Source organism: Streptosporangium sp. NPDC049376 (assembly GCF_044466505.1).
In the GTDB taxonomy this organism is placed as follows: Bacteria; Actinomycetota; Actinomycetes; order Streptosporangiales; family Streptosporangiaceae; genus Streptosporangium.
This window is the reverse complement of record NZ_JBITMT010000019.1, coordinates 88,401-104,821: the sequence shown is the minus strand read 5'-3', so window position 1 is coordinate 104,821 and position 16,421 is coordinate 88,401. Positions and strand designations below refer to the sequence as shown.

Genomic DNA, 16,421 nt, shown 5'->3' with positions numbered 1-16,421 from the left:
CGGCCCGCGACCCCCTGGGGCCGCGCGCCCCTGGCGGGCCGGTCCGCGCGCCTTTCCCCTCAGCCGATCCAGACCGTCTTGAGGTTGCAGAACTCCCGGATGCCGTGGGCGGACAGCTCCCTGCCGTACCCGGAGTTCCTTATGCCGCCGAAGGGCAGCTGCGGGTAGGAGACCACCATGCCGTTGACGGCGACCATCCCGGCCTCCAGCTCGGTGATGAGGCGCTCCTGCTCGCGCTCGTCGGTGGTCCAGGCGTTCGCGCCGAGCCCGAAGGAGGTGGCGTTGGCGAGCGCGACGGCCTCCTCGACGTCCTCCACCCGGTACAGCGAGGCCACCGGGCCGAACGACTCCTCCAGGAACAGCTTCATCTCCCGGGTGACACCGCTCAGCACGGTCGGCTCGTAGAACCAGCCGGGCCGGTCGGGGCTCACCCCGCCGCACAGCACCCGCGCGCCGCGTCCCGCCGCGTCGGCGACCAGCCTCTCCAGGTCGTCGAGCCCCTGCTCGGTCGCCAGCGGCCCGACGTCGGTCTCCTCGTCCATGGGGTCGCCGACCCGCAGCGACTCCATGCGTTCGACGAAGCGGCCCTCGAACTCGTCGTAGACGTCGGCGTGCACGATGAAGCGCTTGGCCGCGATGCAGGACTGGCCGTTGTTCTGCACCCTGGCGGTGACGGCGGTCGAGACGGCGGCCTCGACGTCCGCCGACGGCATCACCACGTAGGGGTCGGAACCGCCCAGCTCAAGGACGGTCTTCTTGACCTCGGAACCCGCGATCGACGCGACGGAGCGGCCCGCGGGCTCCGAGCCGGTCAGGGTCGCCGCGACCACCCGTCTGTCCCTCAGCACCCGTTCGACCTGCGACGAACCGATGAGCAGGGTCTGGAAGCAGCCCGCGGGGAAACCCGCCCTGGTGAAGAGCTCCCCCAGGTAGAGCGCGGTCTGCGGGACGTTCGAGGCGTGCTTGAGCAGCCCCACGTTGCCCGCCATGAGCGCCGGCGCGGCGAAGCGGATCACCTGCCAGAGCGGGAAGTTCCACGGCATCACCGCGAGCACGGGCCCCAGCGGCTGGTAGCGCGCGTAGGCGCGCCGCGCCCCCACGGCCCGCGCGTCCCCCGGCTCGTCGGCCAGGAGCGCCTCGGCGTTGTCGGCGTAGTAGCGCATCCCCGTCACGCACTTGGCCGCCTCCGCGCGGGCCGAGACCAGCGTCTTGCCCATCTCGGTCGTCATGAGACGGGCCGTCTCCTCAAGCTCGCCTTCGAGCAGGTCGGCCGCCGCGCGCATCCAGGCCGACCGCTGCCCGAAACCGGTCGTCCGGTGGGTCAGGAAGTCGGCCGCGGCGCGCGCGAGCCGTTCCTCGACCTCCCGCTCGTCCAGCGGCTCGAAGGTCTTCAGGGTCTCACCGGTGGCCGGGTTTACCGTCGCGATCGCCATCACTGCCTCCTCGACGGCCGCCGCCCCCGGACGGCGGCCGGAATCGGGACCTGCCGGACAGGGGCGGGTACGGCGGGCGTCCTGCCCCTACCTTCCCCAGATATCCGTTCAGACCCGGAGGAAACAGAGCTCAGGCGCCGACCTCGATGACGACCTTGCCGACGGCTCCTTCCTCGACCGCCGCGTGGGCGTCGGCGGCGCGCTCCAGGGGGAAGCGGATGATCGGCAGCCCGGCCTCCTCCCCCACGCGCAGCGCACCCGCGGCGACGGCGGCCGAGACGTCCTCGACGGCGGCCAGCTTGGCGGTCTCGGGCACCGTGTAGACCAGGACGCCCTGGTAGCGGAGGTTGCCCGCCGCGACCGGCCCCAGCGGCAGGAGAAGCTCGGCGGGACCGCCGTCCACGGCGTAGACCGCGACGGTTCCCGCGGGGGCCAGGACCGCGAGGTCGAGGGTGAGGTTCACCACGGGGGCCACCTCGACGACGACGTCGACGCCTCCCGGGGCGACCTGCCTGATCTCGGCGGCGGCGTCCCCCTCGCGGTAGTTCACGACATGGTGGGCCCCGGCCGCGGTCGCGAGCGCGGCCTTCTCCGGCCCGCTGACCGTGGTGACGACCGTGGCGCCCGCCCATCTGGCGAGCTGGATCGCGGCGTTGCCGACCGCGCCCGCCCCACCCGCGACCAGCACGGTGCGGCCCGCGAGAGCACCCGGCGCCAGCCGTCCCGCGCCACCGCCCGCCGCCGTGCCGTCGGCCACGGTGAGGCAACGGTGCGCGGTCAGCGCCGGGATCCCGAGCGCCGCGCCCACCTCGAAGGAGGCCTCCCCGGGAAGCCGTACGGCCTGCCGGGCGGGCAGCACCACGAACTCCTGGGCGGTGCCGTCCGGGCGTTGCCAGGCGGCCTCCCAGATCCAGACACGATCGCCCTGCCGCAGCCCGTCGACTCCCTCGCCGACCGCGTCCACGACTCCGGAGCCGTCCTGGTTCGGCACCACCTCGGGGAAGGTGGGGCCTGAGTCGTCCGCGCGGAACTTCCAGTCGCTGGGGTTGACGGCGGACAGGACCACGCGGACCCTGACCTCACCCGGTCCCGGCTCGGGAACGGGCCGTTCGACCAGGCGCAGGACCTCGGGGCCGCCGGTCTCGGTGTAGATGATCGCTCTCATACCGGAGGAAATCTCCGTTTAGAGCGGCTTATTCCCGTGCCCTCCTTGCCCCCGCGGAACCGCCGTGAGGAGAACGGCTCCGCGGGCCTGGCCCCGTCAGCCCCTGAGGCTGGAGGAGCGGAAGAGCTTGACCACGAAACCGGCGGCCACGGCGATCAGACCGAGGATCAGGGCCCACTTGATGAGGCCGACGACGAAGCCCAGAAGCGAGCCGAGCAGGAAGAAGGCGAGCACCACGGCCGCCACAATCAACAGAATCCGTCCCATGTCTCCACGCTACGACCCGGCACGGACCAGCGGCAGAGCCAGAACCCGAAGTCAGGGACAAGCCAGGGTGTTCCCCCATGCTGTTTCCGGGAGGCCCCGGCCCAGGCCTCCTCGGCGTCCCTTCCCTTCGCGTACCGCGTCTTCCCGGCCTGATTCAGCGGCCGTTCCGGCTCCGTGCGCCGGGAGCCTCAGGCGTCCTCACAGCGGATCGGCCGCCTTGACGCGGTGGAGGTGAACCACGATGTCGTACGCCTGGCCCAGGGCCAGTGGTGCCTTGAGCATGTCGGGCAGGTAGGTGGCCGGCACGGTGAACGTCGGGCGGGCGGTGTCGAGCCACTTCCGCGTGGCCGGGTCGCGCTCCGCCTGGCGCAGGCTCACGTAGTAGTCGCGATGGCGCACCTTGTCGAGGATGTGCTCGTTGCTGTCCGGCCCCGCGGCCCCCGTGTCGAAGTTCTCCGCCTTGCCGTTGTCGGGATTGATGGCCCGGAATCCGCCACTGTGGATGGAGGTGCCGATGGCGACGTAGGAGCGCCCGGCCATGGCACGTAGCCGGGCCCCCTGGGTGACGGGGTAGTGCTGCGGGAAGGGGGAGAGGTAGGTCACGTGCCCGTTGTGCGCGGCGGCCACGATCTTCAGACCGGTTTGCCGCTTCCACCACATGGTGTTCTCCGCCATGAACCGGTCGCGGTTCAGGTGCAGTTCGGACCCCTCCGAGGCGTACACCTTGGTCATCTGGTGGATGACGCGGGCTTCCTGGAGCACGTAGGGGTCGACCTTGGCGGCCTTCTCGACCAGGTGGTAGGCGGCTTCGGCGTCCTCGGCCACGGCCTTGAGCCGCTCCGGGGGAAGAGCCGTCAGCGCGTCGACCCGTTCCTTCGCACCACCGGGAAGGGCGAGCAGCTTCGCGTAGCGGCGGCGCAGTTCGGGCAGGATCGAGGGCTCGTGCTCCTCGGCCCAGTAGAGGATCCGCCGGTACTGCTGCGGGTGGACGTCACTGAGGTCGAAGCCCATCACCCGGAGCTTGGTGCGGGCGGTGCGGTTGTAGTCGCGCATCCAGGAGTACAGGTTCAGCCACTCCTCGGTGCTCCACACGCCGCCGGTGGTCTCGCCCTCCTCCTTGAGGATCGTGCGCAGGTCGCCCTTGCCGGTGCGCACGTACTCGTCCAGGCGGACACCGGCCGACCAGGGCGCCTCCAGGGCGAGGGTGGTGAAGCCCTGTGTGGTCGCCAGGTGCCGGAACAGCCGGTGGCGCAGGGTGAACAGCTCCTTGGAACCGTGGGTGGCCTCGCCGATTCCCACGATCTCCGCGTCACGGACCAGCTCCGACAGCGCCTTCAGATCGTGTCCCGGCGTGTCCGGTCGGGTGCCGCGCAGTGGGTGGGCGTGACGCTCAAGGCCCGCGACGACCCGCTCCTCCGATGTCTCCGACGCCGGTTTGGGAGCGGCCAGGACGGGAGTGGCCAGCGCGGGGGCCGCCACGGCGCCCAGGGCGACCGCCACCAGCAGGCCGCGACGCAGGGGAGTCTTCCTCATGGGTGTTCCTTCGGTCGGTGTCACCGGACGCTCATCAAACTAGGGATCGGCGCCGGGCCTTTCGATCCGGCGGGCCGGTCCATCGTGGTGGCGCTGGCCCCACCCCCCGTCGGGGGGACGACACGCCGGACGAGGCTGTTCGCGCCTTGGCCGCCCCCGGTACCCGGGACACGCCATCAGCACGAACGGCCCCGGCACAACGGCTGGGGGACGTCCTCGATCTCCTGCGCCGTAGGGGACAAAAGCCCGGAAAGGCCGCGTGCGACGGGGTGTCGGGGTGCCGTTGGGAGCGGGGCTTCTGCCAGACTTCCGGGATGATTCCGTCGCGTTCCGTGACATCCGGCCCCTGGCCACACCCCCTGGGACGTGCCGCACGGCCCCGGGGCGAGGCCCTGTCATGACGGTCGTCAGCTTCACCGGGCGCCTGTCCGGAAGGATCACCCAGGCGTGGGCACGGGCCCGCCGCCGCCACGGATGGCTCGACCATCTGGCGCGCGCCGCCGTGCGCTACGACCAGGTGGACGGCGGGCGCCTGTCCGCGGCGCTCACCTACTACTCGTTCTTCGCCGTCTTCGCGCTCGGCCTGCTCGGTTTCGCGATCATCGGGCACGTCCTGGACACGCCGGAGGTCGTGCGGGCCGTACAGGACTATCTGAGTGAGAACTTCCCGCGCCTGGACGTGGCGGCGTTGCGTGAGGCGCAGAGCACGGCCGGGATGATCGCCCTCGTCGGCCTTCCGCTGACCGGCCTGTTCTGGATGGACACGCTGCGCTCGGCGATCAGGGCCATCTGGCGCCTGGAGCAGTATCCGGGCGTGCTCCTTCTGCGCCAGCTCATCGACCTGGGGGTGCTGGCCGGGCTGGGACTGCTGCTCTCCCTGACTCTCACCCTGGCGTTCGTCACCGGGGAGATGCTGAGCTGGCTGGTCGCGCACACCGTGGGCACAGACGACGCCCCGGCCAAGTGGCTGCTGTCGGCCACCGCCTTCCTGATCGGGCTCGGGGTGAACACGCTGCTGGCGTTCGCCCTGCTGAGCGGGCCGCCGAGGCTGCGGCTGCCCCCGCGCAGGGCGATCGGCCCGGCCCTGCTCATCACCGTCGGGCTGGAGATCCTCAAGTCCCTCGGCCAGCTCTACATCGGCATGACCGCGGCCAACCCGGCCTACCAGGTCGTGGCGGGCGCCGCCGCGATGCTCGTCTTCCTCAAGCTCCTCAACCAGCTCGTCCTGTTCGCCGCGGCGCTCACCGCGACCGGCGGGAACGGCCGCGTCATCGACCTGACGACCGGCAGGGCCGTACCGCCCGCCGTTCCTCAGGGGCGGGACGGCGACGCGCCGTGAGCGGGACCAGGTGCGCGGATGTTCCACATCCGTGGGCGGAGGTTCCACATCTCGGGGTGTAATCATCTCCACCGACGAGTGATTGATGGAACACGCATCGTTATCTACGCTCGCGGCATGACGATCCCCACCGAACCGATCGGCAGCATCCCCCGGCCTCCGGAACTGCTCGCCGCGCTGGCCGGACACGCCGACGGCCGGATCGGCGACGAGGAACTGGCCGCACGGCAGGCCGAGGCCGTCGCGGAGACGATCACACGCCTGGAGGGGACCGGATCCCCCGTCCTCGTCGACGGCGAGCAGTCCAAGCCGAGCTTCGCCACCTATCCGATCGCCGGCCTGGCGGGGCTGCGCCCCGACGGCGCCGTCATCCCCTTCGCCGACGGCCACACCCGGCAGCTGCCGTGCCTGACCTCGGGCCCGTTCCGCTACGCGGTGCACGCGGAGAAGTACCTCAGGCAGGCCAGGAGCCACACGGGCCTGCCGGTCAAGCAGGCGGTCATCGCCCCGTCCGCGCTGAGCCTGCTCTACCCGGCCGACGGCATCGACGACTATCCGCGCAAGGCCTTCCTCGACGACCTGGTCGATGAGGCGGAGGCGGACATCCGAGGCTGCCTGGAGGCGGGCGCGCACGCCGTGCAACTCGACTTCACCGAGGGGCGGCTCTCGCTCAAGCTCGACCCGAGCGGCGGGCTGCTCGGGGACTTCGTCGAGCTCAACAACCGGGTCCTCGAACGCTTCAGCCAGGAGGAGCGGGCCAGGATCGGCGTGCACACCTGCCCCGGCGGCGACCTGGACTCCACCCACAGCCTCGACGTCGACTACGCGGACCTGCTGCCGACGCTCTTCCGGCTGCAGGCGGGCAACTTCTACGTCCAGCTGGCCGGTGAGCCGGACCAGGAACGGGTGCTGAGCCTCATCGGCGGCGCCCTGCGCCCCGGCGTCAGGGTCTTCGTCGGCGTCATCGACCCGATCGACCCCCTGGTCGAGACGGCCGAGCAGGTGCGTGACCGGGTGCTGGCCGCCGCCCGCCACATCCCCGCCGACCAGCTCGGCACCTGCGACGACTGCGGGTTCTCCCCCTTCGCCGACGACACCTCGACCTCCCGCGACACCGCGTTCGCCAAGATCACCGCGCGGGTGCGGGGGACCGCGCTGGCCGCCCGGGCCCTCGGCCTGTGACGTCCCGCCGGTGAAGGCCGGGGCGTTCCGCGGCCCCTCCCCGCGGCGGGGACCGCGGAACGCCTCCCGGTACGGTGAGGCCCATGACCGCATATGTGATCGCGAAGGTGAAGGCGACCGGCGACGAGGAGGAGCTGGCGGAGTACCGCGCCCAGGTCCAGGCGACCCTCGAACCGTACGGCGGCCGCTATCTCGTACGGGGCGGAGCCGTCGAGGTCCTCGAAGGCGACCCCGAGCCCGGCCGGATCGTCGTCCTTGAGTTCCCCGACGCCGAGGCCGCCCGCGCGTGGAACGACTCCCCCGAATACCAGCGGATCGCCCCCCTGCGGATCCGCAACACCGACAGCGACCGCCTGATCGTCACCGGGCTGTGATCTCGGGCGATCTCGGGCGGCCTCAGGCCCCGTGGACGACCTCGTGCTCCCACTCCTGACGCGGCTGGGTGTGCAGCCGCCAGTAGTGCTCGGCGATGTCGTCCGGGTCGTAGTCCGTCCCCGGGGCGACCACGCCCCCGACGGTCACACTGGCCACGTGGACGCCCGAGGTTCCGTAACGCCCGTCGAGCAGCGCGACCAGCGTGCGCACCCCCGCCTTGCTCAGCGAGAGGCTCACGTAGTCGGGCTTGGGCTCGGGCATCCCTCCGGTGACGATGAACGAGCCGCCGCCGCGCCGGGCCATCCCGGGCGCGACGTGCGCGGCGGCGGTGAGCGCCCCGATGACGTTCACCGACCAGATGTCCAGATGCTCCCGTACGGACAGCTCACCGGGCTCGTCCGGGCGGACGATCGCCGCGTTGTAGACCACGGCATCCGGCGGGCCGATCTCGGCCGCCGCCGTGTCGAGGGCCTCCCGCAGCGCCGTCTCGTCGGCGCTGTCCGCCGTCAGGGCGACCACCCGGACCCCTGCCGGGGCGATCGCCTCGGCCACCGCCTTCACGGTCCTGTCCGTACGGGCCACCAGGGCGACCGGCAGCCCCTCCCGCGCGAACCGCGCCGCCACCGAGCGCCCGATCCCCGGCCCCGCGCCGATGACCACCACGCCTCCCGGCTCCGCCTTCGCCGGCGCGGGTTCGGACGCCCCGTGCCGACGCCTTCCCTCGTCGCTCATCCGTTTCGCTCCCCTCACGTCGCAGTCCAGGTGTCGGCGTGCCCGGTTGATCGTTGACCATGGTGCGCCGCCGACCGCGAGAGGAGGGTAAAACCTTCACATTGATGTGAAGGTCAAGGGTTTGCGCCCTCCGGCAGGGCCGGAGGGCGCGTTCCGTCAGCCGAGGGCGCCGCGGCCCCCGACGAGGGGAAGGGTGACCGAACCCGCACCCGGTTCGACCGAGACCCTGGTCCCCGCCGGGAAGCGCAGGGTGAAGTCACGGTCGGTCGAGATGAGCACGACGCCGATCCGGTGGCCGGGCTTGACCACGTAGTCGCTGGGCTGCAGGTCGAAGTCGAAGTCGTAGAACCTGCCTTCCTTCAGCAGTTCGGTCCTGGCCGCGGAGTGGCGGTTGCGCACGTCGAGCCAGCCCCTTGTGATGATCTTGTAGGGGGCTGTCTCCGTGACGTGCCTGGCCAGGTAGGAGCAGCCGGTGTCCCCCGGCACGCCCTGTCCGTAGCAGACCGGCTCCTGGCCGAAGACCACGCCGCCGGTGGCACGGGTGTCGGTGCCGTAGTCGACGAGCAACGCGGTCAGGTACGGCGAGCGTCCCGCCGCGAAGGCCGCCTTGACCCGCACCTTCGGCGTGCCGGACAGGCGCACCTGCCCGCTCACCGGCTCCGACAGGTAGGCCAGCCGGTTCGGATCGGTCGTGGCGACGTCCTGGGCGAGCTGACCGGCGGTGCGACCGCCCTGGTCGGTGAAGGACTCGACGGCGCGGCCGTGCGAGCGCCGCGGGCTCAGTGTGCCGTTGCGGCCGCCCGTCCCCGCGCCGAGGTTCAGCCGGACGTCGCGGGTGCCGGGAAGCGGCCAGGTGGCGTACTGGGCCCACTGGTCCGGCCCCGACTCGACGTCGGCCCTCGGCTCGTCCAGGATGCCGTTGCGCAGGCCGTACAGGTAGAAGTCGAACCAGCGGTGCAGCTGGCGCAGCCACTCGGCGTTGCGGGCGGCGAAGGAGAAGGGGTTGAAGTGGGGGCCCTGGTGCAGCCAGATCTTGCGCTGCACCCCCTGGGCGGCGAGGGCGTTCCACCACTGGACGGTCTGCTTGGTCTTGACGTTCCAGTCGTTGAGCCCGGCGACCGCGAAGACGGAGGCGCGGACCCCGCGCACGTGGTTGAGGTAGTCGCGCCGGGCCCAGAACGGGGAGTAGTCCCCCGTCACCCGGTCCTGGTCACGTTCGATCGAGTCGACCAGAGCGCCGCAGGCCTGCTCGGCGTTCTGCCTGGTCAGGACGTAACGGGCCAGGATGTCGGTGTCCTCGCCCTGGTAGCCCTCGGGGGCGACCACGCCGCCGTTGGCGCGGTAGTAGTCGTACCAGGAGGAGATCGCCGCGATCGGCACGATGGTCTTGAGACCCTTGACCCCGGTCGCGGCGACGGCGTTGGCGAGCGTGCCGTTGTAGGAGACGCCGATCATGCCGACATTGCCCGTCGACCAGTCGGCGCGGACCTGGCCGCCCGAGGCGTCGAAGGCCCGGGCTCTGCCGTTGAGCCAGTCGATCACCGCCTTGGGCCCGGCCGTCTCGTTCTCCAGGCCGGAGGTCGGGCACCCGGTGGCCCGCCCGGAACCGAGGTTCTCCACCAGCACGACGGCGTAGCCGCGCGGGACGAAGTAGTTGTCGTAGTAGCCGCGGAAGGGCGGCGCGACCGCCCTGGAGGTCGGGGGACGCTCCTCGGAGCCGAAGATCGCCTCACCCATGCCGTCGAGCTTGTTGCGGCGGTAGTCCATGCCCGAGGGGTCGGAGGCGTCGAGGTCCACCGTGTGGTTGACCACGGTGTTGGTGCCCGCGTAGTAGGGACTGGACTCCATGATGACCGGGACCTTCAGCCCGGACGCGGTCTCCCTTGGCCGCATGATGTCGACGGCGACCCGGTCGGGGCTGCCGTCACGGTCGCTGTCCACTCCGGCGACCTCGACGAACACGGTCTCCGTCAGGGCGTCGGCGCGTGAGTAGACCGGCTGGGTCTCCTCGTTCACGACCGGGGCGGACATCGGGGCGGCCGCGGTTCGCGCGGCCGCCGCGGGCATGACGCCGGAGGGTACGGCGACCGCCATGGCGATGAGGACTGTCTTCCATCTGTTCATCGAGGGGGACTCCCGAAGGCCGATGAAGATTGACAACAGTTGTCAATGTCCAGCAGTCGGAACTTCACCGACAAGATCCGGGAGGTAACGAATTCACTGACTACTTGGCGTTACGAGCCAACTCCAGTGCGTAGTCATGGAACCACGTTCCGGGAGCGGGCTCACCCCGGTGGCACTCGCCGTCCGACTCACCGGGTCGTTTGACCCACAGGAAGGCGTCCACCCGCTCGCGGCCCGTCCGGGTGGTCGGCGCCGTGCCCAGGGCCCGGCCCGCCGGGTTGCACCAGGCGTCGTCACCCTGCGCGCCCTGTGGCGACCCGTTGCCGTTGCGCGAGGTGTCGATCACGTACGGCGCCCCGCCGAGCGCGTCGGAGAGCCGTCCCGCGACGGCGACGCTCTCCTCGACGGTGAAGAAGTTGCTGACGTTGAAGGCGAACCCGTCGGCCGTGGCGACCCCGGCGCGCCGCATCGGATCGACCCAGGCCCCGGGGTCCCTGATCCAGCCCGCGTTGCCCGCGTCGAGGTAGACCCTGGTTCTCGGCTGCTTCTTGAGCGTCTCGACGGCGTCCTTGAGCAGGTCGAACCGTTCATCCGCCTTGCCGCCCTTGGTGCAGTTGTCGAGGATGTGGGCGAGCGCGTCCGGTTCGAGGATGACCCAGGCGGGCCGGTCGGCGATGCCCTCGGCGAAGCGGCGGATCCAGGAGCGGTACTCGTCGGGGTTCGCGGCGCCGCCCGCGGAGAACTGGCCGCAGTCGCGGTCGGGGATGTGGTAGGCCACCAGGACCGGCACCTGGCCCGCCTTGGCCGCCTTCTCCGTGACGGCCGCGACCCGGGATGAGGGGTCGGCGTCGCCGATCCAGACGGCGTTCGGCCGTTCGGCGATCCTGCCGACCAGCTCCGCCTCCTGGGTCTTGCCCTCCTCGCGCAGCCTCCTGGCCTCCCTGGCGGCCGCTCCCTCGTCGTCCACGTAGAAGCGGACGTCCTCCCCCGCGGCTCCCGCGCCGCTTCCGGTGGAGGCGGGCGGCCGTACGGCTGACGGCTCCGGGGCCGCCGCACAGGCCGTCGCCAGGGCGAGGGCGAGCGCGGCGGCGGCGCGGCCGTAGCTGTTCATCGGGCTCCTCAGGCTCGACCGTCCAGGACGTGGACCCAGCGGGCCTGGGACGGTGTTCCCTTTTGCGTGACTCCGAACATCATGTACCAGCCTGGCGGCATCAGTGCGGGGTTGGAGGGGAGCGTGACGATTATGCCGCTCGACACCCGGGTGAAGTCGATCTTGATGGAGCGCTGCTCGACGTCCGTGACGTGGGTGACCGCGCTGGGCCGCATGAAGCGCACCTCGGTGATGCGCTCGGCGTCGGGGGTCTTGAAGCCCGCCTTTCCGCCCAGCTTCACCTGCTGCCTGCCGTCGGTGAACGCCGGACGCGACTCGCCGTTGTGCAGGTAGGGAGGGGTGTACACCTCGACCCGCTGCTCGAAGCTGCCGGGGACCGAGCCCTCCCCGTTGCCGAAGAGCGGATCCGAGCCCATGCTGAGCACCCGGCCGTCGGGAAGCAGCAGGCCCTCGGCGTGGTAGTTGCGGCCGACGGCGGGTGCGGCGGCCTGCCGGAAGGCGTTGACCCGCGGATCGTAGAACTCCGCCCGTAGGATGTTGCTGTCCCCTCTGCCCCGGTAGTCGCTCGAACCGTTGAAGGTGAACACGGTGTCGTCCGGCAGCAGTACCGCCGAGGAGTAGCGAACGGGGTGGGAGAGGTCGGGACCGCGGACGTAACGGGGCGCGGGCTGCTCGAAGTCGATGATGGCGGTCCGGTCGGTCGCGTTCTTCTGGCCGGGCTGGCGCTCCCCGACCGGCCCTCCGCCCAGCACCATGATCTTCTGGTCCTGCGCGGGAGGCAGCAGCACCGAGGCTCCGGTCTCGTTGAGCTCGGGCTCGGGCAGGCCGGGCACCGGGGTGAAGGCCTCCATCTCGTCCGGCGCGAGGCCGCCGGGCGCCCCGGGGGTCGACACCAGACGGTCGGTGTCGTGGCGGTAGTCCCACACGCCGGGGGGACGCATCGACAGCTGGCCGGGACCGTACCCCGCGCTCATCCCGGAGAAGAAGAGCGTGTCGTCGTCGAGCAGGAACAGCGCGGGGTAGGTCGGGAAGAAGCGCCGGGGGCCGGGGCTCCACTTCTTCGTGGCCGGGTCGTAGATCTCGTTGTCCCTGGTGACCTTCCCGACGGTGTCAAGCCCGGAGACCGTCATCACCCTGCCGTCCGGCAGGGCCGTCAGCGTCGGGTACCAGCGGCCCTCGGCCATGTCCGGGACCCTGGTGTACCGCTCGGTCACGGGGTCGAACTCGAAGGCGTCCTTGATGCCCTGGAAGTCCTGCTTGTCGAGCGTCATACCGCCGCCCATGGCGTACAGGTTGCGCTTCTCCCTGTCGGTGGTCAGTCCCTGGATCTCGTACTTGACGGAGCCGTTGGCCGCGTTGATCACCCCGATGGCGCCCTCGGCCACGGACTCGGCGAACACCTTGGTCTCACTGGGCGTGACCCGCGCCTTGCCGCGCACCCCGGTCTCGGTCTTCGTCGCGGGCGGCACCATGATCATGGAGGTGATCCGGTAGAGCCGCCCGTCGGGGGAGGCGACCAGTGTGCCCGCGGGCAGGTGCTTGGTGATGTGCGGGTTCTCGTTCTTCACCACCAGCGGCCCGGCCGCCCGTTTGACCTTGTCCTTGAGCACCTCGAAGCGCAGCGTGCCGCCCGCGATGAGCAGCTTGCCGTCGGGCAGCATGACGTGCCCGGAGCAGAAGAGGTCGACGGGGGTGTCGACCAGCTTGAACTCGCCCGGCTGTCCTGGTTTGGCCGGATCCCAGAGCAGGGTTTTGAAGGTGCCCTTGTCGAAGTTGACGATGTTGTTGCCGGAGCCCGCGACGATGAGCACCTTGCCGGTGTGCAGCAGCGCCGCGTGGATGGCGTTCACCTTGAACCGCTCGGGGATGTTCAGGAAGCTCCAGTGGCCGTGGCTCGCCTTGTAGTCGTCCCGGTTGATCCGGTAGTCGTGCCACTCCCGGTAGGCGAACCCCGCGACGGCCGGCAGGTTGACCCCCACGACGACGGTCACGATCGCGGCAACGACCAGGTTCTTGCGCAGCCTGCTCATCGGCCTCTCCTAGAGGTCCACGCCCAGGCGGCCATGGGCCCCAGGCAGATCACGAGGGCGAGAACCCCCCAGAGGGTCATGGCCACGTGCAGGTGGCCGGTCCAGAAGACGTTGAGCAGCAGGCCCCCGCCGAACACCGCCGCCCACCACAGGTGGATGCGGAAGGTCGCGACCTGGTCCGGACTGGCCGAGTCGCCCTTCGGGGTGACCACGAACCGGCTGGGGCGCCGCAGCGCGGCCCCGGCGAGCGAGGCCACGTAGACGGGCGCGGACAGGGCCGACATCACCATCCCGGCGACGCCGGAGGAGCCCTCGGGCTCGTGCGGGCTGACGTTGTGCCTGCGGTTCCAGGTGTAGAGCATGATCTGCAGCAGCGCGGCGTCGCCGTACAGCATGAGCCACATGTCCATCGGCACGGTCACGCCCGAGCCGCCGACCGCCATGAACAGCACGGCGCTCAGCCCTGCCAGCAGCCAGTTGAGCGCGGACATGGGGTAGAACGTCACCATCAGCGTGTAGTTGAACAGCCTGCCGGGCGACAGACGCGGGACGGCCCGCCAGAACTGGGTCAGCAACGTCTCGTAGGTGCCCCGGCTCCAGCGCAGCTGCTGGCTGAAGAAGTCGGTCCACGACGTCGGCCCCTCTCCGACGGCCAGTACGTCGGGGGTGTAGACCGACGTCCAGCGCCGTCCCGTCTCCGGGTCGCGGGCGCGGTGGAACTCGATGCCGGTCGCCATGTCCTCGGTGATCGAGTCGTACAGTCCGCCGATCTGCTTGAGCGCCCTGATCCGCACGGCGTTGTTGGTGCCGACGAACATCGGCGCGCCGTACCGGTTGCCCGCGCGCTGGATCAGGGAGTGGAAGAGGAACTGCTGGCTCTCGGCCGCCTTGGTGACGCCGAGGGTGTAGTTGCCGTAGACCTGGGGGCCGACGACGAAGGCGACCGTGGGGTCGCGGAAGTAGCCGAGCATGCGTTCGCAGAACTCCGGCAACGGCACGTGGTCGGTGTCCACCGAGACGAAGAAGTCGTAGTCGTCGCCGTGGGCGGCCAGCCAGCTGTTGTAGTTGCCGTGCTTGGTCCTCGCCCTGAAGGGCCCCCTCGGCTGGTTCCACTCGGGCACGCCCTTGCGGGTGAAGTGGTGCGCGCCCAGCCAGTCACACAGCTCGTGGATCTCCGGGTCGTCGCCCTCGTCCAGCAGCCACACGTCGAACACGCCCTGGTGACGGATCTTCAGCGCCGCGGTCAGGGTACGCCTGACCATCTCCAGCGGCTCCTTGCCCGGCACGCAGGTGGTGATGAAGGCGACCCTGCCGCCGGGCTCCGGCCTCACCGGTACCGGGTCCCTGGCCGCGAGCATGGCGTGGACGTTGGAGACCACGCTGACCAGCCGGAACAGTTCGATGAGGGCGATCGCCACGAGCATGACCCGGTCTGCGACCGGCAGGTACCACGGGAGCCCGCCGTAGGGGTCCGGACGCTCCGTCCAGTGAGCGGGCAGCAGCAGCCAGACCATCAGGGTGAACTCGACCAGCAGCGCGGCGACCATCAGCAGCACCGCGCGCACCCGGTGCGGCTCGCCCGCCAGCAGCGAGCGGTAGCGAACCCGGTACGGCTCGCCGGGGTCGGGCTCGGTCATCGGCCCGGCCAGCCTGCTGAACCGCTCGTAGTCGTAGAGGGCGCGCCTCGCGGGTCCGGTGCCGACGCTCATCGCATCGGTGACCTCACCACGCGCATGCGGAACACCGGCACTGTCCCCCCAGGCAGATCACATGGGCCACCCTGCCTGAAGGCACGGCCGTCACCAGCCCATATAACGATAAAGGATGACTCATCATATTCTCAGCGGTAAGCCAGGCATCACCTGTCACATGAGGTTCTGCACCGTTCCAGAAGACTCTCAGATTCTTCATGGAACGGTCCGGAAGCTACCAAATCCACACCCCGGCCGGTTGGCCGGGGTAAAGGTCACCCGCCCAGCAGCTCCCACCAGCCGTCCGGGGCGGGAGCGTCGCCGACGTCGATCCGCTCGCCGGGACGCGGGACGACCACGCGGACGTCCCTGGCCTTGGCCTCGCGCCACAGACGGTCGGCGGGCTCCGCCCACGGATGGAAGGCCAGGGTGAAACTCGCCCAGTGCACGGGCAGGAGCAGCTCGCCGCCCAGGTCGAGGTGGGCCCGCACCGCCTCCTCCGGGTTCATGTGAATGTCCGGCCAGTTCGGGCTGTAGGCCCCGACGGGCATGAGCGTCAGGTCGAAGGGACCGTGCGCGGCGCCGATCCCCGCGTAGCCGTCGAAGTATCCGGAGTCTCCGGCGTAGAAGACCCGGTGCCGCTCCCCCGCGACCACCCACGACCCCCACAGCGTCGTGTCGCGCCTCAGGGTGCGCCCGGAGAAGTGCCTGGCGGCGGTCGCGACGAAGCGCAGGCCCGCCACCCGCGTCTCCTCCTCCCAGTCGAGCTCGACGATCCGCTCCCCGGGCACACCCCAGCGCTCCAGGTGCGCGCCGATGCCCAGCGGGACCAGGAAGGGTGCCCGCTGCAGGGCGGTGAGCGCGCGGACCGTCGCCATGTCGAGGTGGTCGTAGTGGTCGTGCGAGATCACCACCGCGTCCAGGGCGGGCAGGCCGACCAGCGACGCGGGCATCGGGTGCAGCCGTCTGGGGCCCCCGACCGGCGCCGGGGAGCACCGCTCGCTCCACACCGGGTCGAACAGCACCCGCCGCCCCTCGATCTCGACCAGCGTCGTGGCGTGGCCGTACCACAGGGCACTGAGACCGTCCTCGGACGGCGGGACCAGGGGGGAGCCCACCACCGGGACACGCCCCGGAGGGCGGCGCCCGTCACGGTCGCGAAGCAGTTCGCCCAGGAGCTTCACCAGGTCGCCCCTCGGCATCGCCGTACCCGGGACGGAGTTGTGGAAGGCGCCGTCACGGAACCTCGGTGAGCGGCGCATCCGCTCCAGCCGCTCGCCCGCCGCCCCGCCGCCGAGCGCGGCCGGGACGTCCCGCAGCGCCCACCCCACGGCCGCCAGCGCCAGCCCGCCCGCGACCAGACGCCCGGCCCGCCCGTTTCCCGCCATTCGCCCACACCCTCACAACACTCCAGAAACGACTCCGATCCCCTAACTCGC

Annotated in this window: 13 protein-coding genes; 3 read left to right on the top strand and 10 right to left on the bottom strand. The window is 70.8% G+C overall.

Features of this window, described 5'->3' with window-relative positions; genetic code table 11:
* Positions 1-59: 59 nt before the first annotated feature.
* The 4 genes from ACIBVQ_RS33090 to ACIBVQ_RS33075 form a co-directional block, all read right to left on the bottom strand.
* Positions 60-1,433: an NADP-dependent succinic semialdehyde dehydrogenase gene (locus ACIBVQ_RS33090; protein ID WP_399182297.1), complete on the bottom strand. Its 1,374-nt coding sequence runs from the start codon at positions 1,431-1,433 to the stop codon at positions 60-62.
* A gap of 130 nt (positions 1,434-1,563) precedes the next feature.
* Entirely contained in the window at positions 1,564-2,598 is a 1,035-nt protein-coding gene (locus ACIBVQ_RS33085) for an NADPH:quinone reductase (RefSeq protein WP_399182295.1), read from the bottom strand.
* Between the two features lie 96 nt (positions 2,599-2,694).
* Positions 2,695-2,865, bottom strand: coding sequence for a hypothetical protein (locus ACIBVQ_RS33080; RefSeq protein WP_352012995.1), 171 nt, complete (start codon positions 2,863-2,865; stop codon positions 2,695-2,697).
* A gap of 198 nt (positions 2,866-3,063) precedes the next feature.
* On the bottom strand, positions 3,064-4,398 hold the full coding sequence (locus tag ACIBVQ_RS33075; protein ID WP_399182293.1) for an erythromycin esterase family protein: 1,335 nt from the start codon (positions 4,396-4,398) through the stop codon (positions 3,064-3,066).
* 397 nt (positions 4,399-4,795) lie between these two features.
* Here ACIBVQ_RS33075 and ACIBVQ_RS33070 point away from each other — a divergent pair, with 397 nt between their 5' ends.
* The 3 genes from ACIBVQ_RS33070 (at position 4,796) to ACIBVQ_RS33060 (ending at position 7,293) form a co-directional block, all read left to right on the top strand.
* On the top strand, positions 4,796-5,737 hold the full coding sequence (locus tag ACIBVQ_RS33070; protein ID WP_399182291.1) for a YihY/virulence factor BrkB family protein: 942 nt from the start codon (positions 4,796-4,798) through the stop codon (positions 5,735-5,737).
* 117 nt (positions 5,738-5,854) lie between these two features.
* Entirely contained in the window at positions 5,855-6,919 is a 1,065-nt protein-coding gene (locus tag ACIBVQ_RS33065) for a cobalamin-independent methionine synthase II family protein (protein WP_386190346.1), read from the top strand.
* An 83-nt stretch (positions 6,920-7,002) separates the two neighbouring features.
* Complete coding sequence (locus ACIBVQ_RS33060; RefSeq protein ID WP_362777568.1) at positions 7,003-7,293, top strand: DUF1330 domain-containing protein; 291 nt, start codon at positions 7,003-7,005, stop codon at positions 7,291-7,293.
* 22 nt (positions 7,294-7,315) lie between these two features.
* Here ACIBVQ_RS33060 and ACIBVQ_RS33055 read toward each other — a convergent pair whose 3' ends face one another.
* From ACIBVQ_RS33055 to ACIBVQ_RS33030, 6 genes are all read right to left on the bottom strand, one after another.
* The gene (locus ACIBVQ_RS33055; RefSeq protein WP_362915742.1) at positions 7,316-8,026 is read right to left on the bottom strand and encodes an SDR family NAD(P)-dependent oxidoreductase; all 711 of its coding nucleotides are present in this window, start codon (positions 8,024-8,026) and stop codon (positions 7,316-7,318) included.
* Positions 8,027-8,182: 156 nt separating this feature from the next.
* On the bottom strand, positions 8,183-10,150 hold the full coding sequence (locus ACIBVQ_RS33050) for a Xaa-Pro dipeptidyl-peptidase (protein ID WP_399182288.1): 1,968 nt from the start codon (positions 10,148-10,150) through the stop codon (positions 8,183-8,185).
* A gap of 100 nt (positions 10,151-10,250) precedes the next feature.
* Positions 10,251-11,261 carry a glycoside hydrolase family 6 protein gene (locus ACIBVQ_RS33045; protein ID WP_399182286.1) on the bottom strand — a complete coding sequence of 337 codons (1,011 nt, stop codon included), beginning with the start codon at positions 11,259-11,261 and terminating at the stop codon, positions 10,251-10,253.
* Positions 11,262-11,269: 8 nt separating this feature from the next.
* Positions 11,270-13,291, bottom strand: a complete 2,022-nt coding sequence (locus ACIBVQ_RS33040; protein ID WP_399182284.1) for a galactose oxidase-like domain-containing protein — start codon at positions 13,289-13,291, stop codon at positions 11,270-11,272.
* The gene (locus tag ACIBVQ_RS33035; protein ID WP_362915748.1) at positions 13,288-15,000 is read right to left on the bottom strand and encodes a cellulose synthase catalytic subunit; all 1,713 of its coding nucleotides are present in this window, start codon (positions 14,998-15,000) and stop codon (positions 13,288-13,290) included. Before ACIBVQ_RS33035 ends, ACIBVQ_RS33040 begins: the two co-directional genes overlap by 4 nt.
* Before the next feature lie 257 nt (positions 15,001-15,257).
* Positions 15,258-16,370: an MBL fold metallo-hydrolase gene (locus ACIBVQ_RS33030; RefSeq protein ID WP_362777556.1), complete on the bottom strand. Its 1,113-nt coding sequence runs from the start codon at positions 16,368-16,370 to the stop codon at positions 15,258-15,260.
* Between the last annotated feature and the right edge of the window lie 51 nt (positions 16,371-16,421).